The 26534-nt window shown below is 72.1% G+C and carries 3 protein-coding genes; all 3 read left to right on the forward strand.

The features are described 5' to 3' along the window. The first annotated feature begins 1 nt into the window (after position 1). The 3 genes from OHT52_RS27770 to OHT52_RS27780 all read left to right on the forward strand — a co-directional run bounded on the left by OHT52_RS27770 (position 2) and on the right by OHT52_RS27780 (position 26521). Positions 2 to 11569: an SDR family NAD(P)-dependent oxidoreductase gene (locus tag OHT52_RS27770; RefSeq protein WP_328722906.1), complete on the forward strand. Its 11568-nt coding sequence runs from the start codon at positions 2 to 4 to the stop codon at positions 11567 to 11569. Between the two features lie 61 nt (positions 11570 to 11630). Continuing rightward, positions 11631 to 23258: an SDR family NAD(P)-dependent oxidoreductase gene (locus OHT52_RS27775; RefSeq protein ID WP_443046817.1), complete on the forward strand. Its 11628-nt coding sequence runs from the start codon at positions 11631 to 11633 to the stop codon at positions 23256 to 23258. Then, a complete protein-coding gene (locus OHT52_RS27780; protein ID WP_328722908.1) occupies positions 23255 to 26521 on the forward strand; it encodes a type I polyketide synthase in 3267 nt (1088 codons plus the stop codon). The genes OHT52_RS27775 and OHT52_RS27780 overlap by 4 nt, the downstream gene beginning before the upstream one ends. Positions 26522 to 26534 lie beyond the last annotated feature (13 nt).

Consider the following 26534-nt stretch of genomic DNA (forward strand, 5'->3'; position numbering starts at 1 on the left):
CATGGACAACGAGCAGAAACTTCGCGACTACCTCAAGCGGGCAACGGTCGACCTGCGGGAGAGCCGTCAGCGCGTGCAGGACCTGGAGGAGCGCGCACACGAGCCGATCGCGATCGTCGGCATGGCGTGTCGGCTCCCGGGCGGGGTCGCCTCGCCCGAGGACCTGTGGGAGTTGCTGAGCGCCGAGCGCGACGCGGTCGGACCCTTTCCGGAGGGTCGCGGCTGGGACCTGGAGAACCTGTACCACCCCGACCCCGAGCACCTCGGAACCTCGTACACCCGCGAGGGCGGCTTCCTGCACGACGCCGACACGTTCGACGCCCAGTTCTTCGGCATCAGCCCCCGCGAGGCGACGACCATCGACCCCCAGCAGCGGCTGCTGCTGGAGACGGCCTGGGAGGCCTTCGAGCAGGGGGGCATCGACCCCGCCGCACTGCGCGGCAGCCGAACCGGCGTCTTCGCCGGCGTCATGTACGACGATTACGGCTCCCGCATCTCCCACGCGCCGGAGGGTTTCGAGGGCTACTTGCTGACCGGCAGCACCGGCAGCATCGCCTCGGGCCGGCTGGCCTACACCTTCGGTCTTGAGGGTCCGGCGGTCACCGTCGACACGGCCTGCTCGTCCTCGTTGGTGTCGATCCACCTCGCCGCGCAGGCCCTGCGCCAGGAGGAGTGCACCCTCGCGCTGGCCGGCGGCGTCACCGTCATGGCCACGCCGGGAACCTTCGTGGAGTTCAGCCGGCAGCGCGGGCTGTCGCCGGACGGGCGTTGCAAGGCGTTCTCGGCGGCGGCGGACGGCACGGGCTGGGCCGAGGGCGTGGGTCTGCTGGTGCTGGAGCGGCTGTCGGACGCGCGGCGCAACGGGCACGACGTGCTCGCGGTGATCCGTGGGTCCGCGGTCAACCAGGACGGCGCGAGCAGCCAGCTCACCGCGCCCAACGGGCCTTCCCAGGAGCGGGTCATCCGGTCCGCGCTGGCCAACGCGCGCCTGTCCGCGTCCGAGGTGGACGTGGTGGAGGCGCACGGCACGGGCACCAGACTGGGTGACCCGATCGAGGCGCAGGCTCTGATCGCCACGTACGGCCAGGACCGTGAAGAGCCGCTTCGGCTTGGCTCGCTGAAGTCGAACATCGGTCACACGCAGGCCGCGGCGGGTGTCGCGGGTGTGATCAAGATGGTCATGGCCATGCGCAACGGGGTTCTTCCCGCGACGCTGCACGTGGACGAGCCGACGTCCGAGGTGGACTGGTCGGCGGGTGCGGTGGAGCTCCTGACGCGGGCCGAGGAGTGGCCGGTGCTCGACCGCCCGCGCAGGGCGGGGATCTCGTCCTTCGGCATCAGCGGGACCAACGCCCACGTGATCGTGGAGCAGGCCGTCGCGACCCCGGCCGAGACCGAGACCGAGACCGAGCCCGTTTCGGGTCCGGTGCCGTGGGTGGTGTCGGGCAAGACCGGGGTTGCTCTGTCCGAGCAGGCGGGCCGGTTGGTGTCGTTCCTGGGGGAGCGGCCGGAGTGGGACGTCGCGGCGGTGGGCCGTTCTCTCGCGGTGTCGCGTGCTCGTTTCGACCATCGTGCGGTGGTGGTGGGGGAGTCCGGTGAGGAGCTGCTGGGCGGTCTGCGGGCGTTGGCGTCGGGTGGTCCTGCGGTTGGTGTGGTGTCCGGTCGAGTGGCGCGGGGTGGTTCGGTCGCGTTTCTGTTTTCGGGTCAGGGTAGTCAGCGTGTGGGGATGGGCCGTGAGTTGTATGCGGCGGAGCCGGTGTTCGCGGCGGTGTTCGACGAGGTTGTCGGGGCGTTGGACGTTCATTTGGACCGTTCGCTGGCTGGGGTGATCGAGGGTGAGCCGGAGTTGCTGGGGCGGACGGTGTTCACTCAGCCGGCGTTGTTCGCGATCGAGGTGGCTCTGTTCCGTCTTCTGGCTCATTACGGGGTGGAGCCGGATTATCTGGTCGGTCATTCCGTCGGTGAGCTGGCTGCGGCTCATGTCGCGGGTGTGTTGTCTCTTGAGGATGCGGCGCGGTTGGTGTGTGCGCGGGCGCGTCTGATGGAGGGGGTCGCGGAGGGTGGGGCGATGGTTGCCCTGAACGCGGGTGAGGCGCGTGTGCTGGGTTGGCTCGGTGGTCGTCCGGGTGTGGGCGTGGCGGGGTTCAACAGTCCTGGGAGCACGGTGGTTTCGGGTGATGAGGCCGCTGTGCTGGAGGTGTTGGAGGTTGCCAGGGCGGAGGGTGTGAAGGCGACCCGGTTGAGGGTGAGTCATGCTTTCCACTCCGCGCATTTGGATGTCGTGCTCGATGAGCTGACGGAGGTCGCCCGGGGTCTGACTCATGCGGTTCCCCGGATTCCGGTGGTTTCGAACGTGACGGGGGAGCTGGTCGAGGAGTTCACCGCTGAGTACTGGGCTGTTCAGGCTCGTTCGGCGGTTCGTTTCGCTCAGGGTGTCGGGACGCTCGCGGGTTTGGGTGTGACGGCGTTCGTGGAGCTGGGTCCGGACGGGACTCTGGCCGCTCTGGCCGGTGAGTGCCTGGCCGAGGCCGAGGGCACCGTGGTGGTTCCGTTGCTGCGCAAGGACCGTGACGAGAAGCGTTCGTTCCTCGCGGCCCTGGGCTCCGTGCACGCGCACGGTGTGGATGTGGACTGGCAGCGGTTCCTGCCGGGCTCCGCTCTGGCGGAACTCCCCACCTACGCCTTCCAGCGTGAGCGTTTCTGGTTGGACGCGCCGCGTTCCGGTGATGCGGCGGGTCTGGGTCTGACGGCTGTGGACCATCCGTTGCTGGCCGCGGTGATCACGGAGCCCGAAGGGGACGCGGTGCAGTTCTCCGCGTCGGTGTCGCTGTCCACGCATCCGTGGCTGGCCGACCACGCGATCGGTGGGACGGTCCTCGTTCCCGGGACCGTGTTCCTCGAACTCGCGGGCCACGCGGCCGATCAGCTCGGCTACGCCACCGTCGAGGAACTCACCCTCCAAGCACCCCTGGCCCTGACCGGAACCGCTCCGGTCTCCATCCGTCTGGCCGTGGACCAGGCCGGTCAGGACGGCCGGCGTGACATCTCGGTCTTCGCCGAGCGCGAGGGCGAGTGGGTCCGGTACGCGACCGGACGCATCGCCGCCGACGCGCAGGCCGAGGACACCGCACTGACGGAATGGCCCCCGGCGGGAGCCGTTCCTGTGGACGTGGACGACTTTTATCCGCGCCTCGACGAGCTGGGTTACGGCTACGGCCCGGCCTTCCGCGGCCTGCGCGCCGCCTGGCGCCTCGGTGACGAACTCTTCGCCGAAGTCTCCCTGCCCGACCAGCTGCACACCGAAGCCGCCCGCTTCGGTGTGCACCCCGCCCTCCTCGACTCCGCCCTGCACCCGCTTCTCCTGGAAGCGGAGACGGGCCCGCTCCGTGTGCCGTTCGAGTTCAGCGGCGTCACGCTGCACCGGGTCGGAGCGATCGCGCTCCGGGTGCGCGTCAAGCAGCTGGGCGAGAACTCCGTGGCACTCGACCTCGCGGACACGACCGGCTCGCCCGTCGCGACGATCTCCCGGCTCGACGTGCAGGCCCAGGCGGCGAACGCCGGCGCGCCCGTGCCGCTCCGGATCGACTGGACGCCCACGGCCGTCGAATCGGGCGCGCTGCCGACCGTCGTCGAGATCGCCTTCGGCCCCGACGGCCGCGCCGATCTGCCGGGCTCGCTCGCGGACCCGGTACCGGAGCAGGTCGTGGCCCTGCTCCCGGTCCTCGACGACGCCACGCCGAAGGACGCCCACCAGGTCGCCGGCGCGGTACTCGCCCTGCTTCAGGAGTGGATCGCCGACGATCGGTACGCCGACAGCGAGCTGGTCCTGGTTACGCGGGGAGCGGTGGCCGCCACCGCCGGCGAACCGATCCGCAACCTCGCCCAGACTCCCGCCTGGGGTCTGGTCAGGTCCGCTCGCTCCGAGAACCCTGGACGCTTCCGGCTCGCCGACCTCGACGAGGGTGGTCTGGAGCTGCTGCCTGCGGTGCTGGCTTCGGGCGAGCCCGAGGTGGCGGTGCGTGGTGGTGGGTTGTTCGTGCCGCGTCTGGCGCGTGCCGCGGGTGCTGCGGCGGATGTGGTGGAGGGCCTGGATCCGGAGGGTACGGTCCTGGTGACCGGTGCTCTGGGTACGTTGGGCCGTCTGGTCGCGCGTCGGCTGGTGACGCATCACGGTGCGCGGCATCTGCTGTTGGTGTCCCGTCGTGGTGGTGAGACTCCGGGTGCTGCGGAGTTCGTGGCGGAGCTCGCGGAGTTGGGTGCGCGGGCTTCGGTCGCGGCGTGCGACGTGTCGGACTTCGACGCGTTGGCGGGTCTGTTGGACGAGGTGGCGGTCGAGCGTCCGTTGACGGCCGTGGTGCACACGGCGGGTGTACTGGATGATGCGACGGTCGCGTCGTTGTCGGCGGGGCATCTGGAGCGGGTGATGCGGCCGAAGGTCGACGCGGCCTGGAACCTCCACCGCCTCACCTGGCATCACAAGCTGTCCGCCTTCGTGGTCTTCTCGTCCGTCGCGGGCCTCGTCGGCAACGCCGGCCAGGCGAACTACGCGGCCGCGAACACCTTCCTCGACGCCCTCGCGCAGCACCGCCGCGCCCAGGGCCTGCCCGCCACCTCCCTCGCCTGGGGTCTGTGGGCAAAGGACGGCATGGGCGGCTCGCTCGACGCCGCCGACCACGAGCGCATCAGCCGGTCGGGCATTGCCCCGCTCGGCAACGAGGAGGGCCTCGCGCTGTTCGACGCGGCGCTCGCGTCGGCGGAACCCTTGCTGGTCCCGGTCGCCCTCGACCTGGCCGTGGTCCGCAGGATGCCGACCGTCCCCACGCTGCTGCGCGGCCTGGTGCGCCAGGCCGTACGACGCCCCGGTGCGGGCTCCGGGAGGGGGACGGGAGCGCTGGCCGAGCGGCTTGCCGGCCTCTCCGCCGAAGCCCGCTCCCGCACCGTGCTGGATCTGGTCCGGGCAGAGGTCGCCCTCGTGCTCGGTCACACCGGCTCCGACGCGGTCACGCCCGACCAAGCGTTCAAGGAGCTCGGCTTCGACTCCCTGACCGCGGTCGAACTGCGCAACCGCCTCAACGAACTGACCGGCCTGCGCCTGCCGGCCACCCTGGTCTTCGACTACCCGACCCCGGCCGTGCTGGCCGAGTACCTCGTGGGCGAGACCTCCCAGGCGGCCGCGTCCACGCGTACCCACGTGGTCACCTCGGTCTCCCCCGACGAGCCGATCGCGGTGGTCGGCATGGGCTGCCGTTATCCCGGCGGGGTCGCCTCGCCGGAGGATCTGTGGCAGTTGGTGGCGGAGGGGCGGGACGCGATCGGGGAGTTCCCGGGCGACCGTGGGTGGGACGTGGAGGGTCTCTTCGATCCGGACCCGGAGAAGATCGGCAAGTCGTACACGCGTAAGGGCGGATTCCTCTACGACGCGGCCGAGTTCGACGCGGAGTTCTTCGGTCTGAGTCCGCGGGAGGCCACGGCGACGGACCCGCAGCAGCGTGTGTTGCTGGAGGTCGCGTGGGAGGCGTTGGAGCGGGCGGGTATCGATCCGGCTTCGCTGCGCGGCTCTTCGACGGGTGTGTACGCGGGTGTGATGTACAACGACTACGGGCTGCGGTTGGGGAGTGCTCCGGAGGGTTATGAGGGGCATTTGCTGACGGGCACGATCGCAAGTGTCCTGTCGGGCCGGGTGGCGTACACCTTCGGTCTTGAGGGTCCGGCGGTGACGTTGGACACGGCGTGTTCCTCGTCGTTGGTGGCGGTGCACCTGGCGGCCCAGGCGCTGCGTCAGGGTGAGTGCTCGATGGCGTTGGCCGGGGGTGTCACGGTGATGTCGACGCCGAACACGTTCGTGGAGTTCTCGCGTCAGCGGGGTCTGTCCCCGGACGGGACGTGCAAGTCGTTCGCGGCTTCCGCGGACGGTACGGGCTGGAGCGAGGGCGCCGGCGTGCTGGTGCTGGAGCGTCTGTCGGACGCGCGGCGTCTCGGCCACGACGTCCTCGGTGTGATCCGCGGCTCCGCCGTGAACCAGGACGGTGCGAGCAACGGCCTCACCGCCCCCAACGGGCCCTCCCAACAGAGGGTGATCCGCCAGGCCCTCGCCAACGCGGGACTGGAGGCCTCCGAGGTCGACGCCGTGGAGGCGCACGGTACGGGCACCACCCTGGGTGACCCGATCGAGGCGCAGGCGGTCCTGGCCACCTACGGCCAGGACCGGCCAGAGGACCGGCCCCTGTGGCTCGGTTCCATCAAGTCGAACATTGGTCACACGCAGGCCGCGGCGGGTGTCGCGGGGATCATCAAGATGCTGATGGCGATGCGTAAGGGGGAGCTTGCGGCGACTCTGCACGTGGACGAGCCGACTCCGCACGTCGACTGGTCGACGGGCGCTGTGGAGCTGGTCACCGAGCGCCGGGCCTGGCCGGAGGTGACGCGTCCGCGTCGTGCGGCGGTTTCCTCGTTCGGTATCAGTGGCACCAACGCCCACGTGGTCCTGGAACAGGGCCCGGCGGCAGCCCGGTCCGACGAGCCGGTGGTCGACGGGCTTCCGCTGGTGGTCTCCGCGAAGAGCGAGGCGGCCCTGGCCGCGCGTGCGGGGCAGGTGCGTGAGCTGCTGGCTTCGGAGGCCGTCGACCCGGCGCGGGTGGCTTCGGCCCTCGCGACCAGGGTTCCGCACCTCGCTTTCCGTGCGGCGGTTTCGGGTGCCGGCCGGGAGGAGGTCCTGGCGGGTCTGGAGGCGCTGGCCTCGGGCGGATCGGCCGCGAATCTGGTCCAGGGGGCGGTCTCCGGTTCGGGGAAGACGGTGTTCGTGTTCCCGGGGCAGGGTTCGCAGTGGCAGGGCATGGCGCTGGAGCTCTTCGATTCCTCCGCGGTGTTCGCGGATCGGCTGGTGGAGTGTGAGCGGGCGTTGGCGCCGTTCACGCACTGGTCGCTCATGGACGTCCTGCGTGGTGTCGAGGGGGCGCCCGGGTTCGACCGGGTGGACGTCGTGCAGCCGGCGCTGTGGGCGGTGATGGTGTCGCTGGCCGCGCTCTGGCGGTCGGTGGGTATCGAGCCGGACGCCGTGATCGGTCACTCGCAGGGCGAGATCGCGGCTGCGGCCGTGTCCGGGGCGCTGTCCCTGGACGACGCGGCGAAGGTCGTGGCGCTGCGCAGCCGGGCGATCCTGAAGCTGGCAGGTACGGGCGGGATGGTCTCGGTGGCCCTGCCTGCCGGGGAAGTCCGTGACCTCATCACCCGCTGGGACGGCGCCATCGACATCGCCGCACACAACGGCCCGGTCAGCACGGTCGTCTCCGGCAACCCGGAAGCCCTCGCCGACCTCGTGGCCCGTGGCGAGAACGAGGGGTACCGGGCGCGCACCATCCCGGTCGACTACGCCTCCCACTCCGCCCACGTCGACCTCCTGGAAGACGAGCTGCGCGAACTGCTGGCCGGCATCACGCCACGCGCCGGCGACATCGCGTTCTACTCCACCGTCGCCGGGCAGCCGCTGGACGGCACGGAACTCGACGGAGCCTATTGGTTCCGCAACCTCCGCCAGACCGTTCAACTCGTCCCGACCACCCGGGCCCTGCTCGACGACGGCCACCGCGTCTTCGTCGAGGCCAGCGCCCACCCCGTGCTCACCTCAGCCCTCAGCGACACGGCCGACGAGGCCGGCGTGGACGGCACCGTCGTCGTCGGCTCGCTGCGGCGCGACGACGGCGGCCAGGACCGCTTCCTGACCTCGGTCGCGGAGGCGCACGTCAACGGCGTGGTCGTCGACTGGGCGACCGTACTCGGCGGCCCCGGCGCGCGTGTCGACCTGCCGACCTACCCCTTCCAGCGCCGGCGGCACTGGCTCACGGGCACCGCGGGCACCGGTGACGCCGGCTCCCTCGGACTTCAGCGCGCGGAGCACCCGCTCCTCGGCGCGGCGATCCGCACGGCCGACACCGAAGCCCTGCTCTTCACCGGCCGGCTGTCCCGCTCCACTCAGCCCTGGCTGGCCGAGCACGCCGCTCTCGGCAGCGTGCTGCTGCCCGGAGCCGCTCTGGTCGAACTGGCCGTCCACGCGGGCGACCAGGTGGGCTGCAGCCACGTCGAGGAGCTCACCCTCCAGGCCCCCGTGCTGTTCGCGGAGACCGGAGACCTGGACATCCAGGTACTCCTGGGTGCGGCCGACGCCGACGGCAGCAGGCGGCTGAGCATCCACTCGTGCCCCAGCGGCGGAGAGGCGGACTGGGTCCGGCACGCCACCGGAACCATGACCGACACGGTTCCCGAGCCGGTGACGGACCTGGCCGCCTGGCCGCCCGCCGACGCCACGCCGCTGCCCGTCGACGGGTTCTACGAGCGGCTGGAGAGCCGCGGCTACCACTACGGGCCCACCTTCCAGGGCGTGCACGCCGCATGGCAGGTCGGTGAGGACGTCTACGCCGAGGTCCGGCTCACGGACGAAGCGGACGCCTCCGGCTTCACCCTCCACCCGGCCCTGCTCGACGCCACCCTGCACGCCATAGGTCTGGCCGGCGACACCGGCCAGGTCCGCCTTCCGTTCAGCTGGGCCGGTGTGCACATCTACGCCGCCGGCGCCCGCTCGCTGCGGGTCCGGCTCACGCCGGCCGGCCCCGACGCCCTCTCGGTGCTCGTCGCCGATGCCACGGGTACGCCTGTCGCGAGCGTCGCCGCCCTGACCGTGCGGGCGGTGAGCGCGGACCAGCTCGGTGCGGACCGCACCGTCGCCGAACCGCGGCCGCTGTTCGGCGTGGACCTCGTACCGGCCGAGCTGACCGGCGGGGTGCGCGACGGAGAGCGGTGGGCCCTGCTCGGGGCCGACCGGCTCGGCCTGGCCCCGGTCCTCACCGAGGCAGGTGTCTCCGTCACCCCGTACGCCGGCCTCGCCGAGCTGACCGCCGCCGGAGCGGCCGCGCCGGAGCGTGCGCTCTGGTGCGTGCCCGCAGGCCGGGCGGACGTGGCCGACTCGGCCCGGGAACTCGCGGTCGACGTGCTCTCCTTCCTCCAGCGGTGGCTCGCCGCTCCGGAGGCGGCGGATGCCCGGCTGACGGTGGTCACCCGACTCGGAGACCTGGCACACGCGGGGCTGGCGGGCCTGATCCGCACCGCGCGAACCGAGAACCCGGGGCGGGTACAGCACCTGACCGTCGACGGACACCCCGACAGCCGGCAGGCACTGCCGGCCGCCGTGGCCGCCGAGCCCTCCGAGCTGGTCCTACGCACCGGTACCGTCCTGGCGCCGAGGCTGGTGCGGGCAGACCTGGGCACCGTACTGGCCGAGCCCGCCGGGCAGGAGCCCTGGCGCCTGTCGCTGACCATCAGCGGCGAACTCGACAGCCTCGCCCTCACCGCCTGCCCCGAGGTGCTGGAGCCCCTGGGGCCCGGCCAGGTACGGGTGGCGGTCCGGGCGGGCGGCCTGAACTTCCGCGACGTCCTGCTCGCGCTCGGGATGGTCCCCGACGACGAGCGGCCGCCGGTGGGCGAGGGTGCCGGCGTGGTCCTCGAAGCCGGCCCGGACGTGGCCGGATTCGCTCCCGGAGACCGGGTCATGGGCCTGTTCTCCAGTGGCGTCGGGCCCGTCGCGATTACCGATCACCGACTGATCGCGCAGATGCCCAAGGGCCTGTCCTTCGCCCAGGCGGCCGGTATCCCCGTGGTGTACCTGACCGCGTACTACGGACTGGCCGACCTGGCCGGGCTGCGGTCGGGCGAGTCCCTGCTCGTGCACGCGGCGACCGGTGGCGTCGGCCTCGCCGCCGTCCAGCTGGCCCGGCACTGGGGCGTCGAGGTCTACGGCACCGCCAGCACCGGCAAATGGGACACCCTGCGCGGACTTGGCTTCACCGACGACCGCATCGCCAATTCCCGGACGCTGGACTTCGAGGAGGAGTTCCTTTCCGCAACCGGAGGCCGGGGCGTCGACGTCGTGCTCAACTCCCTGGCCCACGAGTACGTGGAGGCCTCGCTGCGGCTGCTGCCGCGCGGCGGCCGGTTCCTGGAGATGGGCAAGACCGACATCCGTGATTCTGCGGAGGTCGGCGCCGGCTGGGAGGGAGTGCGGTACCAGGCGTTCGACGTACTGGACGCCGGCCCCGAACGGATCGGCCGGATGCTCGACGAGATCCGCTCCCTCTTCGACGAGGGAGCCCTGCAGCCCATGCCGATATCGGCCTGGGACATTCACCGGGCGCCGGAGGCGTTCCGCTACCTCAGCCAGGCCCGTCACATCGGCAAGGTGATCCTGACCCTGCCGCGCCGGCCCGACCCCGAGGGAACGGTTCTCGTTACCGGCGGAACGGGTGTGCTGGGCGCGCTGGTTGCCCGCCACCTGGTCGCCGAGCAGGGAGTACGCCGACTGCTGCTGCTCAGCCGACGCGGCCCGGCGGCACCCGGCGCCGCGGAACTCGAAGCCGAACTCCGGGCCGCCGGAGCCGAGGTGACCATAGCCGCCGTCGACGCGGCCGACGGCCCGGCCCTCGTCGAGCTGCTCGCCACCCTCCCGGCCGCGCACCCCCTCACCGGCGTCGTGCACGCCGCGGGCGTGATCGACGACGGCACCCTGGAGGGACTCACCCCGGAACGGCTGGCCACGGTGTTCCGCGCCAAGGCCGATGCCGCCTGGCAACTGCACGAGCTCACGAAGGACCTGGACCTGTCCTTCTTCGCACTGTTCTCCTCTCTGGCCGGAATCCTGGGCAACGCGGGACAGGGCGGATACGCCGGGGCCAACACGTTCCTCGACGGCCTGGCCGCGCACCGCACCAACCTGGGGCTGCCCGCCACCTCCATCGCCTGGGGCCTGTGGGCGCAGACCAGTGAGATGACCGGACACCTGGACGACGCGCACCTGCGCCGGCTGGACCGGATGGGCATGGCCGCGCTCACGGTCGAACAGGGCCTGGCCCTCTTCGACGCCGCGCCGGACCTGCACCGGCCGCTCGTGGTGGCCGCGCCCATCGACATGACGAAACTGCGGGCGAGCGGGCAGGCACTGCCCGAACTGCTGGCGGCGCTCGACGCGCCGACCGGCGGCCCGGCCCGCCGCAGGGTCGTCGAGGCGAGCCGGACGGGCACGGCCTCGCTGACGGAGCGGCTGGCCGTCCTGCCCGAACCGCAGCAGCACAAGGCCCTGCTGGACCTGGTGCGCGGTGCGGTCGCCACCGTCCTCGGACACGCGGACGGCCAAGCGGTCACCGCCGACCGGGCCTTCAAGGAGCTCGGCTTCGATTCCCTGACCGGCGTCGAACTGCGCAACCGGCTGAACAACGCCACCGGCCTGCGGCTGCCGGCCACGCTCGTCTTCGACCACCCCACCCCGGAGGCACTCGCAGGGTTCCTCCACACCCAGGTCGTCCCGCAGCGGGAGACCACCGCCAAGTCGGTCGTCGCCGACCTGGACCGGCTCCAGCTCGACCTGCTGGACGCGGCGGCCCGCCAACTGCTGACCGACCGGATGCGGGACCTCCTGCGGACGCTCGACAGCCAGGCGGGCGCGGCCCCCGACGACGAACGGGATCTGGAGTCCGCGACGGACGACGAGATCTTCGACTTCATCGACAGCGAACTCGGCTCTGCCTGACCTGCCTCTATCCCGAAGGTGTTGACGCACGATGTCCAATGAGCAGAAGCTTCGCGATTACCTGAAGCGGGTCACGACCGACCTGCAGAAGGCCCGCCATGAGCTCCGCGACGCCGAGGCCGGCAGGCACGAGCCCATCGCGATCGTGGGTATGGCCTGCCGTTTCCCCGGAGGAGTGGACTCGCCGGAAGCCCTCTGGAACCTCGTCCACGAAGGCGTGGACGCGATCACCGACTTCCCCGACGGCCGCGGCTGGGACGCCGACGCGCTGTTCGACCCCGACCCGGACAGTCCCGGCCGGACCTACGTCACCAAGGGCGGCTTCCTGCACGACGCGGACCGCTTCGACGCCGAGTTCTTCGGCATCAGCCCGCGGGAGGCGGACGCCATCGACCCCCAGCAGCGGCTGCTGCTGGAGACGGCCTGGGAGGCCTTCGAGCGGGCCGGCATCGACCCGGCCTCGGTCAAGGGCCAGCAGGGCGGCGTCTTCGTCGGCGCGATCGCGCAGGACTACGCGACGCGGCCCGGGGAGACTCCGCCCGAGCTGGAGGGCTACCTGCTGACGGGCAACACCACCAGCGTCGCCTCGGGCCGGCTGGCCTACACCTTCGGTCTTGAGGGTCCGGCGGTCACTGTCGACACCGCCTGCTCGTCCTCGCTCGTCGCCCTCCACCTCGCGGTACAGTCCCTGCGCGACGGCGAATGCCCGATCGCGCTCGCCGGCGGCGTCACCGTCATGGCGAGCCCCACCCTCTTCGTGGAGTTCAGCCGGCAGCGCGGGCTCTCCGCCGATGGCCGCTGCCGTTCCATGTCCGCCGACGCCGACGGCACCGGATTCGCGGAAGGCGCGGGTCTGCTGGTGCTGGAGCGGCTGTCGGACGCGCGGCGCAACGGGCACGACGTGCTCGCGGTGATCCGTGGGTCGGCGGTCAACCAGGACGGCGCGAGCAACGGCCTGACCGCGCCGAACGGGCCTTCCCAGGAGCGGGTCATCCGGTCCGCGCTGGCCAATGCCCGCCTGTCCGCGTCCGAGGTGGACGTGGTGGAGGCGCACGGCACGGGCACCAAGTTGGGCGACCCGATCGAGGCACAGGCTCTGATCGCCACCTACGGACAGGCCCGCCAGGACGACAACCCGCTGTGGCTGGGATCCATCAAGTCGAACATCGGCCACGCGCAGGCCGCGGCGGGTGTCGCGGGTGTGATCAAGATGGTCATGGCCATACGCAACGGGGTCATGCCCCCGACGCTGCACGTGGACGAGCCGACGCCCGAGGTGGACTGGTCGGCGGGTGCCGTGGAGCTGCTGACGCAGCCGCGGGACTGGGACGAGCTGGAGCGTCCGCGCCGTGCCGGTGTCTCCTCCTTCGGGGTCAGCGGGACCAACGCCCACGTGATCGTGGAGCAGGTGGTCGCGACCCCGGCCGAGACCGAGGCCGAGCCCGTTTCGGGTCCGGTGCCGTGGGTGGTGTCGGGCAAGACCGGGGTTGCTCTGTCCGAGCAGGCGGGCCGGTTGGTGTCGTTCCTGGAGGAGCGGCCGGAGTGGGACGTCGCGGCGGTGGGCCGTTCTCTCGCGGTGTCGCGTGCTCGTTTCGACCATCGTGCGGTGGTGGTGGGGGAGTCTCGTGAGGAGCTCCTCGACGGTCTGCGGGCGCTGGTCCCGGGGGAGGCCGTGCGGGGTGGTTCGGTCGCGTTTCTGTTTTCGGGTCAGGGTAGTCAGCGTGTGGGGATGGGCCGTGGGTTGTATGCGGCGGAGCCGGTGTTCGCGGCGGTGTTCGACGAGGTCGTCGGGGCGTTGGACGTTCATTTGGACCGTTCGCTGGCTGGGGTGATCGAGGGTGAGCCGGAGTTGCTGGGGCGGACGGTGTTCACTCAGCCGGCGTTGTTCGCGATCGAGGTGGCTCTGTTCCGTCTTCTGGCTCATTACGGGGTGGAGCCGGATTATCTGGTCGGTCATTCCGTCGGTGAGCTGGCTGCGGCTCATGTCGCGGGTGTGTTGTCTCTTGAGGATGCGGCGCGGTTGGTGTGTGCGCGGGCGCGTCTGATGGAGGGGGTCGCGGAGGGTGGGGCGATGGTTGCCCTGAACGCGGGTGAGGCGCGTGTGCTGGGTTGGCTCGGTGGTCGTCCGGGTGTGGGCGTGGCGGGGTTCAACAGTCCTGGGAGCACGGTGGTTTCGGGTGATGAGGCCGCTGTGTTGGAGGTGTTGGAGGTTGCCAGGGCGGAGGGTGTGAAGGCGACCCGGTTGAGGGTGAGTCATGCTTTTCACTCCGCGCATTTGGATGTCGTGCTCGATGAGCTGACGGAGGTCGCCCGGGGTCTGACTCATGCGGTTCCCCGGATTCCGGTGGTTTCGAACGTGACGGGGGAGCTGGTCGAGGAGTTCACCGCTGAGTACTGGGCTGTTCAGGCCCGTTCGGCGGTTCGTTTCGCTCAGGGTGTCGGGACGCTCGCGGGTTTGGGTGTGACGGCGTTCGTGGAGCTGGGTCCGGACGGGACTCTGGCCGCTCTGGCCGGCGAGTGCCTGGCCGAGGCCGAGGGCACCGTCGTGGTTCCGTTGCTGCGCAAGGACCGTGACGAGAAGCGTTCCTTCCTCGCGGCCCTGGGCTCCGTGCACGCGCACGGTGTGGATGTGGACTGGCAGCGGTTCCTGCCGGGCTCCGCTCTGGCGGAACTCCCCACCTACGCCTTCCAACGGCAGCCCTACTGGCTGAAGAAGCCCGTCGGAAGCGACCCTGCCGGGCTCGGCATGGCCGCCGCCGATCACCCGCTGCTCTCCGCGACCGTCCAGCCTGCCGACAGCGACTCGCTCATCCTCACCGGCCGGCTCTCGCTGTCGACCCACTCCTGGCTGGCCGACCACATGATCGGCGACACGGTCGTGGTCCCGGGAACGGCGTTCCTGGAGCTGGCGATCCGCGCGGGCGACCAACTCGGCTGCTCCACCGTCGAGGACCTCGCCCTCGAACAGCCTCTGGTCCTGCTGGCCACCGGCAGCGTTCAGATCCAGGTGTCCGTCGCCGCGCCGGACGAGTTCGGCCGCCGTACCGTCGCCGTGCATTCGCGGCGCGGAGAGGGCGAGTGGGTCCGGCACGCCACCGGCCGGCTCTCCGACGCTCCGGGCACCGAAACGGCGACGCTCACCGCCTGGCCGCCCAAGGACGCCACCCCGGTGTCCGTCGACGGGTTCTACGAGGGGCTCGCACAGCTCGGCTACCACTACGGGCCGGCTTTCGCGGGCCTCCGCTCCGCCTGGCAGGCCGGCGACACCGTGTACGCGGAGGTCGAACTGCCGCTGGAACAGCACCAGGCCGCCGCCGGGTTCGGGATCCATCCCGCGCTGCTCGACTCCGCGCTCCACGCGCTCGCGATCACCGCCCAGGACTCGCCGGCCGGCAAGGTCCGGCTGCCGTTCGCCTGGACGGACATCACCCTGCACGCCACCGGTGCGACCAAGGCCCGGATCGCCCTGACACCGGCCGGGAACGACACTTTCTCGCTCGTCGTCGCCGACGGCTCCGGTCAGCCCGTGGCCACGGTCGGCGCGCTGACCCTGCGGGCCGTCGCCGCCGACAAGATCGCCTCGATCACCGTGCCCGGCCAGGACGGCCTGTACGAACTGGAGTGGGTGGCCGTCCCCATCGAGGACCGGGCCGCCACCACCCCCGAAACCCTCATCGAGCTCGGTGACGGCGAACTGGCCGACCTGACGGCGCGGTCGCCCGCCGGTGCGAAGGCGCCCGGTCTCGTACTCGCCCGCTTCGGGCACGCGCAGACCGCCCCCGAGGCGGCCAAGGCCCGGCCGGACGAACCCGCCGGGGTCGTCGAGGCCACCCACCACCTGGTCGGCCGCGCCCTCGGCCTGGTGCAGGACTGGCTGTCCGACGACCACTACCGCGACAGCACTCTCGTGGTGCTGACTCGCTCCGCGGTCCAGGCCCTCCCCGGCGACGCGGGCGACGACCTGGCCGCTGCGGCCGTACGGGGCCTCGTGCGGACGGCCCAGTCCGAGAACCCCGGCCGGTTTATGCTGCTCGACGTGGACGGCCGGGAGGAATCCGACCGCGTCCTCGCGGCGGCCGTGGCCGCCGGCGAGAGCGAGCTGGTGATCCGGCACGGTACGGCCCACCGCCCGCAACTGGCCCGTCGGACGGCCAAGGACCTCCTACGCGCCCCCGCCGAAGACGGCTGGCGGCTCGACGTCACGACGCCGGGCACGCTGGACGCCCTCGAACTGGTGCCCGTACCCGTCGCCGAGCAACTCGGCGAGGGCCAGGTCCGCATCGCGGTCCGTGCGGCGGGCCTGAACTTCCGCGACGTCATGATCGCCCTCGGTATGTACCCGGACCGTGCGCTGATCGGCAGCGAGGGTGCCGGAGTCGTCGTGGAGGTCGGCCCCGGCGTCACCGACCTCGCGCCCGGAGACGCCGTACTCGGCCTGCTCTCCGGTGGCGTCGGACCGACCTCGGTCACCGACCGGGAGCTGGTCACGAGGATGCCGGAAGGCTGGTCGTTCGCGCAGGCCGCCTCCGTGCCGATCGTCTTCCTGACCGCCTACTACGGCCTGGTGGACCTCGCCGGCCTGCGCTCCGGAGAGTCGGTGCTCGTACACGCCGCCGCCGGTGGCGTCGGCATGGCTGCCGTGCAGCTCGCCCGTCACCTCGGCGCGGAGGTCTACGGCACCGCGAGCACCGGCAAGTGGCCGGTACTGCGGAGCCAGGGCCTGGACGAAGACCACATCGCCAACTCCCGCACGCTGGACTTCGAAGCGCGGTTTCTCGAGGCCACCGCAGGGCGTGGAGTCGACGTGGTGCTCGACGCCACCGCGCGCGAGTTCGTGGACGCCTCGCTGCGGCTGCTGCCGCGCGGCGGACGCTTTCTGGAGATGGGCAAGACCGACATCCGGGAGCCCGGGCAGGTGGCCGAGGAGCACCCCGGCGTCTCCTACCAGGCGTTCGACCTGATGGAAGCGGGTCCGGCCCGGATTCAGCAGATGCTCATCGAGCTGATGCGCCTGTTCGAACAGGGCGTGCTGCGCCCGTTGCCGATCGCTTCCTGGGACGTGCGCCGGTCGCCGGAGGCCATGCGTTTCCTGAGCCAGGCGAAGCACGTGGGCAAGCTCGTGCTCCAGGTGCCGTCCGGGGTGCACGCCGACGGCACGGTGCTGATCACCGGCGGCACCGGATCGCTGGGTGCGAGGATCGCCCGGCACCTGGTCGCCGAACGCGGCGTCCGGCACCTGCTGCTGGCCAGTCGCAGGGGTGCCGGGGCCGAGGGCGCCTCGGAGCTGGCGGCCGAACTGACGGCCGCCGGAGCGAGCGTGCGGATCGAGGCCTGCGACACGGCGGACCGGACGGCTCTCGCCGCACTGCTGGAATCCGTTCCCCCGGAGCACCCGCTCACCGGCGTGGTGCACGCGGCGGGCGTGCTCGACGACAGCCTGGTCGGCGGTCTGACCGCCGACCGGCTGGCAGCGGTCCTGCGTCCGAAGGTCGACGCGGCATGGCACCTGCACGAGCTCACCGCAGGCGCCGACCTCGCGATGTTCGTCCTGTTCTCCTCCCTGGCGGGCATCAGCGGCAACCCGGGGCAGGCCAACTATGCGGCTGCCAACGCGTTCCTGGACGGGCTGGCCCAGCTGCGCCGCTTCCGCGGCCTTCCGGCCACCTCGCTGGCCTGGGGCCCGTGGGCCAGTGCGGGCATGGCGGCCGGCCTGACCGCGGGCGACCAGGCCCGAATCGGCCGCAGCGCCGTCCGTCCGCTGACCGACGCCGAGGCACTGCGGGCCTTCCTGGACGGAGCCGAAGGCGACCGCGCCCTCCTGGTGCCCGCGGCACTCGACCTCCCGGCGCTCCGCCGGATGGCCGGGGCCGGTGAGCTACCGGGAATCCTGCGCGGTGTGCTCCGCACTCCGGGGCGTCGTGCCGTCAGCGCAGCCTCCGGCGGCGGCTCCTCCCTGACCGCCGAGCTCGCCGGTCTGTCCGAGGCCGACCAGGAGCGCCGACTGGTGGACCTGGTCCGGGCTCAGGCCGCGGCCGTGCTGGGGCACTCCGGCCCGGAGGCGATCACCGCCGGTCGGGCATTCACCGAGTCGGGCTTCGATTCCCTCACCGCGGTCGAGCTGCGCAACCGGCTGAACACCGTGACCGGGCTGCGGCTCCCGACCACGATGGTCTTCGACCACCCCACACCCGCCGCCCTGGCCGAGTTCCTGCGCTCCGAGCTGCTGCTCGGCGGGCAGGAGAGCCCGGCGCAGACCGGAAGCGGCCCGGCCCTCGCCACCTCCGACGACCCGATCACGATCGTCGGCATGGCCTGCCGGTACCCCGGCAAAGTCGCGTCACCCGATGACCTGTGGCGGCTCGTCGCCGACGGCACCGACGCGATCGGCCCGTTCCCGACGAACCGCGGCTGGGACATGGAGAGCCTCTACGACGAGGACCCGGACGCCGCGGGCAAGTCCTACGTGCGCGCCGGCGGGTTCATCCACGACGCCGATGTGTTCGACCCTGATTTCTTCGGGATCAGCCCCCGCGAGGCCATGGCCATGGATCCGCAGCAGCGCTTGCTGCTGGAGACCTCCTGGGAAGCCGTGGAGCGGGCCGGGATCGACCCGGCAGCGCTGCGTGGCAGCAGCACGGGCATCTTCGCCGGAGTGATAGCAGGCGACTACGCCTCGCGCCTCCCGCAGGTCCCCGAGGGCTTCGAGGGGTATCTGTCCACCGGTAACACCACGAGCGTCGCCTCGGGCCGCGTCTCGTACACCCTGGGCCTTCAGGGGCCGGCGGTCACCGTGGACACCGCGTGCTCGTCCTCACTGGTCGCGGTCCACCTGGCTGCCCAGGCACTGCGGCAGGGCGAGTGCGACTACGCGCTCGCCGGCGGCGTGACGATCATGGCCGGCCCTGGCAATTTCGTGGAGTTCAGCCGCCAGCGGGCGTTGTCCCCCGGGGGGCGCTGCCGGGCGTTCTCCGCGGATGCCGACGGAACGGCCTGGGGCGAAGGCGCCGGCATGCTGCTCCTGGAGCGGCAGTCGGACGCCCTGCGCAAGGGCCATCGCATCCTCGCGGTCGTACGGGGCTCCGCGGTCAACCAGGACGGCGCCAGCAACGGTCTCACCGCCCCGAACGGCCCCTCGCAGCAGCGGGTCATCCGCGCGGCGCTGGCCAACGCCGGAGTGACCGCCCAGCAGGTGGACGTGGTCGAGGCGCACGGCACGGGCACCGCCCTCGGTGACCCGATCGAGGCCCAGGCCCTGCTGGCGACGTACGGACGGGACCGGCCTGCGGACCAGCCCCTGTGGCTCGGCTCGATCAAGTCGAACATCGGCCACACCCTCGCGGCGGCCGGAGTCGCCGGCATCATCAAGATGGTCGAGGCCATCCGTTCCGGCCTGATGCCCAGGACACTGCACGTCGGCGAGCCGACGGCGGAGGTGGACTGGAGCGACGGAGCGGTCAGCCTCCTCACGGAGGCCCGGGCGTGGCCGCGGAACGACCACCCGCGGCGCGCGGCCGTGTCCTCCTTCGGCATCAGCGGCACCAACGCGCACGTCGTGCTGGAGCAGGCCCCGGCCCAGGAGGCACCGGAAGCCTCCGAGCCCTTCGAGGGCCCCGTCCCGGTGGTCCTCTCCGCACGCGGCGGCGCCGCGCTGCGGGAGCAGGTGGAACACCTCCGTGAACTGGTGGCCGCCGATGCCTCGCTGCCTCTCGCGGACCTGGCCCACGCACTGCTGACGACGCGTTCGGCGTTCGAGGACCGGGCCGTGGTGGTCGCAGCCGACCGCACGGAACTGCTCCACGGCCTGGACGCGCTGCTGGCCGACCGGCCCGCGCCGCACGTGGTCCAGGGCGAGACCGGCGATTCCGCAGAGGCGATCTTCGTCTTCCCGGGCCAGGGCTCCCAGTGGGCCGGCATGGCCCTCGACCTGGCCGACCGCTCGCCGGTGTTCGCGGAGCGGCTGGCCGAGTGCGCCACCGCCCTGTCCTCGTACACGGACTGGTCGCTCCTCGACGTGCTGCGGGGCGCCGAGGGCGCGCCGTCGCTCGACCGCGTGGACGTGGTCCAGCCCGTGCTGTTCGCGGTGATGGTCTCGCTGGCCGAACTGTGGCAGTCGTACGGCGTCCGCCCGGCCGGCGTGGTCGGACACTCCCAGGGTGAGATCGCCGCGGCCTGCGTCGCGGGCGCCCTGAGCCTGGACGACGCGGCCAAGGTGGTCGCGCTGCGCAGCCGGCTGATCGGCGCCAGGATGGCGGGCAAGGGCGGCATGGGCGCGGTCCCGCTGCCGGTCTCCGAAGTCCGGGAGCTGCTCGCCGGCTGGAACGGCCGGATCGGGGTCGCGGCCGTGAACGGCCCGGCCTCCACGGTGGTCTCCGGTGACGCGCGGGCCCTGGCCGATTTCCTGGAGTCCTGCGTCGAGCAAGGCGTCCGCGCCCGCCGGATCCAGGTGGACTACGCCTCGCACTCCGCACACGTGGACGAGATCAAGGAAGAGCTGCTCGCCACGCTGTCCGGGATCACCCCCCGCGAAGCGCGCATCGCCTTCCACTCCACGGTGACCGGCACGACGCTGCGAGGCACGGAGCTCGACGCGGAGTACTGGTTCACGAACCTGCGGCAGACCGTCGGCCTGGAGGACGTGATCGCACGGCTCGCCGGCCAGGGGCACCAGCTGTTCGTCGAATCCAGCCCGCACCCGGTGCTCGCCATCGGCATCCAGGAGACCCTGGAAGCCGCGAACGCGACGGCCGGCGTGGTCGGCTCCCTCCGCCGGGACGAGGGCGACCTCGGCCGGTTCCTGCTCTCCGTCGCCCAGGCGCACACCCTCGGCGCCCCGATCGACCTGGCGCCGCTGCTCGGCGACTCCACCCGCCGCCGGGTGGAACTGCCCACCTACCCGTTCCAGCGCCGCCGGTTCTGGCTCGAGGCGACCGCCACCGCGACGGGCGACGCCGCGGGCCTGGGACTGTCCGCGGTCGTGCACCCGCTGCTCGGCGCGAGCGTCGATCTGGCAGGTGACCAAGGCCTGATCGCCACCGGGTCGGTGTCGCTGCGGACCCACCCCTGGCTCGCCGACCACGCCGTGGCCGGCACGGTACTGCTGCCGGGTACCGCTTTCGTCGAGCTGGCCCTGCACGTGGGCGCCCGCGCCGACTGCGCCTTCCTCGACGAACTCACCCTGGAGGCACCGCTGGTGCTGCCCGCGGAGGAAGCCGTCCAGGTGCAGGTGGCCGTCGGCCGCTCCGAAGAGGAGTCCGGCCGCCGTACGGTGTCTGTCCACTCGCGCGGTGCGGCCGACGACGAATGGGTCCGGCACGCCACCGGCCTTCTCTCCCCGGGCGACCCGGCGCAGCCGGGCGGCCTTCTCCCGGGGGAGTGGCCGCCGGCCGGCGCGCAGCAGGTGGGCATCGAGGGCCGGTACGTCGACCTCTTCGCCCAGGGCTACGAGTACGGGCCCGCCTTCCAGGGCCTGCGGGCACTGTGGCGCTCCGGGGACGAGCTGTTCGCAGAGGTGGCGCTTCCCGAGGACGACGAGGACTCCCGCTTCGCCCTGCACCCCGCCCTGCTCGATGCCTGCCTGCACGCGATGGCGTCCGGGGAGGTGTCCGACACGGTACGGCTGCCCTTCGCCTGGAACGGTGTCCGGCTGCACGGGCCGGCAGGGTCCGCGGTACGGGTCCGCCTGTCGCCCGTCGGCGGTGACCCGCAGGCGATGGCCCTGGAGATCACCGACACCGAGGGCGTGCCGGTCGCGTCGGTTGAGTCGATCTCCGTACGGGCGATGCCGGCCGAGCAGCTGCGCGCCCTGGCCGGCGACGACCGCTCGCTGTACACGCTCGCCTGGGAGGCCGTGGCCGCGCCGCAGCCGGCCCCCGGCGTACGGGTCGCGGTAGCGGGTTCCGATCCCTTCGCCCTGCCCTACCCGGCACTGACCGCGGACGGCGAGGCGCCGGACTGGCTGGTGCTCCCGCTCGCCGGGGCACCTGGGGCCGGGCCCGAAGCCGTCCGCGAACTGACCGGGCTGGGACTGGAGACCCTCCAGGTGTGGCTGGCCGACGAGCGCTACTCGGACAGCCGCTTCGCCGTCGTGACCCGCGGCGCGGCGTCCGCCGGCCCGGACGACTCGGTACCCGACCTGGCCGCGGCGGCGGTATGGGGCCTGGTCCGCTCGGCCCAGTCCGAGAACCCGGGCCGGATCGTCATCGTCGACCTCGCCGAACAGAACGCGACCGGTGCCTCCCTGGATGCCGCACTGGCATCCGGAGAGCACCAACTGGCTCTGCGCGAGGGGGAACTGCGAGCACCCAGGTTGATACGGGCGAAGCTGAAGCAGGACGTCTCACCCGCCGGCGGCATCGACCCGCAGGGAACGGTCCTGGTCACTGGGGCCACCGGCACACTCGGCCGGCTGCTCACCCGTCACCTGGTCTCCGCGTACGGAGTCCGGCGCCTGCTGCTGATCAGCAGGCAGGGCCCGGACGCGCCGGGTGCCGCCGAACTCCTGGAGGAGCTGGGCATGCTCGGGGCCGAGGCCGCACTCGTCGCCTGCGACGCCGCCGATCGCACGGCAGTGGCCGGGGTGCTCGACGGTATCGACCCCGAACACCCGCTGACCGCCGTGCTGCACCTGGCCGGCACGCTCGACGACGGCGTACTGCAGTCACTGACACCAGAGAAGCTGACCGCGGTGTTCCGTCCCAAGGTGGACGCCGCCTGGCACCTGCACGAGCTCACCCGCGACCTGAAGCCGCGTGCGTTCGTACTCTTCTCGTCCGCTGCGGGCACCCTGGGCAACGCGGGACAGGGCAACTACGCGGCCGCCAACTCCTTCCTGGACGCGCTCGCGGTCCAGCGCCGCGCGGCCGGACTGCCCGGTACCTCGCTGGCCTGGGGCTTGTGGGCGGAGGCCTCCGGCCTGACCGGGGCCCTGTCCGAGGGGGAAGTCGACCGGCTGTCACGCGGTGGCGCCCGCGCCCTGACCTCCCAGGAAGGTCTGGACCTCTTCGACCAGGCTCTGGCGGGCGGGGCCACCGCGGTCCTCCCGGCCGCCCTGGACCTGGCGGCGCTGCGCGCCGCGGCGGCCGCGGGAGTCCTGCCGCCGCTGTTCCGGGGCTTGGTGCGGACGCAGTCCCGGCAAGCCCAGAAGTCCATGGCGGTGAACCTGCCGCAGCGCCTGCGCGGACTGTCCGCGGAGCAGCGGCTGGAGATCACGCTGGACCTGGTCCGTGGCACCGTGGCCGCGGTTCTCGGACACGCGGACGGGAGCGGGGTGGTACCGGAACGCGCCTTCAAGGACCTCGGGTTCGACTCGCTCACCGCGGTCGAACTGCGAAACCGGCTGAATGCCGCGACCGGGCTCCGGCTGCCGGCCACGCTGGTCTTCGACCACCCGACGCCGGTGGCGATCGCCGCACACATCGTCACCGCGCTCGCCCCGGAGGAGCCCGAGCGTCCGGCGGACGCCACGGGCCTGCTGGCCGAACTGGACCGCCTCGAACGGCTGGACGCCTCAGTGGCCCCGGCGCCCGGTGACGAGGAGATCCGCGAGGCGGTGGCCCAGAAGCTACGGCGGATGCTCGCGAGGTGGGAAACCGCCCCCACGGCCACCGACGTCGCCGACCAGATCAATTCCGCGTCGACCAGCGACATATTCGCCTTCATCGATCAGCAGCTAGGCCGGAGGCCCGAATGAGCGACAACAACGAGGCAAAGCTCGTCGAGTACCTGAAGTGGGTCACCGCGGACCTGCACCAGACCCGCGAGCGCCTGCGCGAGGTGGAGTCCGCGGTCCCCGAGCCGGTTGCGATCGTCGCCATGGGCTGCCGCTTCGCCGGAGGCGTCCGCACCCCCCAGGACCTGTGGGACCTGGTGTCCGAAGGCACGGACGCGATCGGCGGGTTCCCCACGGGCCGCGGCTGGGACCTGGAGTCCCTCTACGACCCGGATCCGGAGAAGAGCGGTAAGAGCTACACCCGCGAGGGCGGCTTCCTCTACGAGGCGGACGAGTTCGACCCGGCCTTCTTCGGACTCAGCCCGCGCGAGGCCGTCGCGATGGATCCGCAGCAGCGGCTGCTGCTGGAGGTGGCCTGGGAGACCTTCGAGCACGGCGGCATCGACCCGCGGAGCCTGCGCGGCAGCAAGACCGGTGTGTTCGCCGGTCTGATGTACGGCGACTACGCCACCCGGCTGCGCACGGCGCCGGCCGAGTACGAGGCCTTCCTGGGCAGTGGCAGCGCGACCAGCGTGGCGTCCGGCCGGGTCTCCTACACCTTCGGGCTGGAGGGGCCCGCCCTCACGGTGGACACGGCCTGCTCGTCCTCACTGGTCGCGATGCACCTGGCGATCCAGGCGCTGCGCAACGGCGACTGCGGGCTGGCGCTCGCCGGCGGGGTGACCGTGCTGTCCACCCCGGCGGTGTTCACCGACTTCAGCAGGCAGCGGGGGCTCGCCCCCGACGGCAGGTGCAAGCCCTTCTCGGCGGACGCGGACGGGACGGGCTTCGGCGAAGGTGTCGGCCTGCTCCTGCTGGAGCGGCTGTCGGACGCCCAGCGCAACGGCCACCCCGTCCTTGCCGTGGTGCGTGGCTCGGCCGTCAACCAGGACGGCGCGAGCAACGGGCTCACCGCGCCCAACGGTCCCTCCCAGGAAAGGGTGATCCGCCAGGCGCTGAAGGACGCGGGGCTGGCCGCGCGGGACGTGGACATGGTGGAGGCGCACGGTACGGGCACAGCGCTGGGCGACCCGATCGAGGCACAGGCACTCCTGGCCACCTACGGTCAGGACCGGCCTGCGGACCAGCCCTTGTGGCTCGGCTCGGTCAAGTCGAACATCGGGCACACCCAGGCCGCGGCCGGTGTGGCAGGCGTGATCAAGGCGGTGCTGGCACTCCGGCACCAGGTCCTGCCCGTAAGCCTCCACTCCGAGACCCCGTCGCCGTACGTGGACTGGACATCCGGACAGGTGCGACTGCTCAGCGAGCCGGTGCCGTGGCCGCGGACCGGCACGCCCCGCCGCGCGGGAGTCTCCTCGTTCGGTATCAGCGGGACCAACGCCCACGTGATCGTGGAGCAGGCGCCGCAGGCCGAGCCGGCGGAGCGGGAAGAGGCGGGAGGGCCGCAGCGGCAGGTCGTGCCCTGGCTGCTCTCCGGCCGTACGGAGACCGCGGTGCGGGACGCGGCCGACCGGCTCAGCCGGTTCCTGGCCGACCGGCCGGAGATCGCCTCGGCCGACGTCGCCGCGACCCTGGCGGCCCGTACCCGCTTCGGCCACCGCGCCGCGGTCGTGGCCGAGGACCGGGAGGCACTGCTCAGGGGACTGCGCGGGATCGCGGCCGGCGAGTCGGCCGTCGGTGTGGTCCGCGGCCAGTCCGCGGCCACGGGCAGGACCGCCTTCCTCTTCACCGGTCAGGGCAGCCAGCGACTCGGCATGGGGCGCGAACTGTACGGGTCGGTACCGAAGTTCACCGAAGCGCTCGACGAGGTCTGCGCGCACCTGGACCGGCACCTGGACCGGCCCGTGCTGTCGGTGCTCTTCGCCCCCGTGCGCTCGGCGGACGCGGCGCTCCTCGACCAGACCCTGTACACGCAGGCCTCGCTGTTCGCCGTCGAGGTCGCGCTCTTCCGCCTGGTGGAACATCATGGACTGCGGCCCGACTACCTGATCGGCCACTCGATCGGCGAACTCGCGGCCGCCCATGCGGCGGGCGTGCTGTCGCTCGCCGATGCCGCGGCCCTGGTGGCCGGCCGGGGACGGCTGATGCAGTCGGTCGCGGCCGGCGGGGCGATGGCGGCCGTCGCCGCGGACCACCGGCGCGTCCACGAGTCACTGACGAGCGGACACCGGGTTGCGGTGGCGGCGATCAACGGTCCGCAGGCGACGGTGATATCCGGCGACGCGGAGGCGGTGGCCGACCTGACGACGCACTGGCGTCGGCAAGGGGTCAAGACCAAGCGGCTGCGGGTCAGCCACGCCTTCCACTCGCACCACCTGGACCCGATTCTCGAGGAGTTCCGGCAGGTGGCCGCCGGTCTGAGCTATTCGCCTCCGAGCATCCCGGTCGTCTCCAACGTGACCGGTGAGCTCGCCACCGCCGAGGAGCTGTGCTCGCCCGACTACTGGGTCCGCCATGTCCGCCAGACCGTCCGCTTCCTGGAGGGCGTCCGCTGGCTGGAGCGCAACGGTGTGGACCGCTTTGTGGAGCTGGGACCGGACGCCGTGCTCTCCGGCATGGTCCAGGAGTGCCTGGCCACCGCCCCCGCGGTCGTGGTCCCCGTACTGCGCGGTGGACGTCCGGAACTCGCCACTGTGACCACGGCGCTCGCCACCGCCCACGTCTGGGGCAGCGAAATCGACTGGAAGGAGCTGCTCGGCGGCAGCGGCTCGCACACCGAGCTGCCGCCGTACGCCTTCGCCCGCAACCGGTACTGGCTGCACGACAGCGGGGAACCCACCGGGTTCGACGCCGAACTGTGGGCGGCCGTGGCGGAGTCGGATCCGCACATGCTGGCGGGGCTTCTCGGAGCGGACGAGGAATTGCTCGAACCGCTACGGGCGGTGCTGCCGGCGCTGGCCGCCTGGCGCGCGGAACGCAGCGCCGCACTGCCTTCGCGGACCGTGGAACACGCCTCGCCGGAGGAGGGCCCGAGGGGTGACGGCGGGGCGGAACTGCGTGCGAGGCTCTCGGGTCTCGGGGACGTCGAGGCGGAGGACCTGCTACTCGAACTGGTCCGCACCCAGGCGGCCATGGTCCTGGGCTTCGACTCGGTGGCCGAGGTCGACATCGAGCTGAGTTTCCTGGAGCTCGGGATGTCCTCGTTCGCGGCACTGGAACTGCGCAACGCCCTGGTCGAGGCCACGGGCGTGGAACTGGCGCCGGTGATCGTCATAGACCGGCCGACGCCCCGTTCGCTGGTGCGCCACCTGCTCGACGAACTCCCCGTCGGCCCCACCGTCTGACGACGGCGGGGCC

It is taken from the genome of Streptomyces sp. NBC_00247 (assembly GCF_036188265.1).
GTDB lineage: Bacteria > Actinomycetota > Actinomycetes > Streptomycetales > Streptomycetaceae > Streptomyces.

Excerpts from the sequence above, each read along its gene's own strand:
- OHT52_RS27770 (WP_328722906.1), top strand. The coding sequence starts at position 2 with ATGGACAACGAGCAGAAACTTCGCGACTACCTCAAGCGGGCAACGGTC.
- OHT52_RS27780 (WP_328722908.1), top strand. The coding sequence starts at position 23,255 with ATGAGCGACAACAACGAGGCAAAGCTCGTCGAGTACCTGAAGTGGGTC.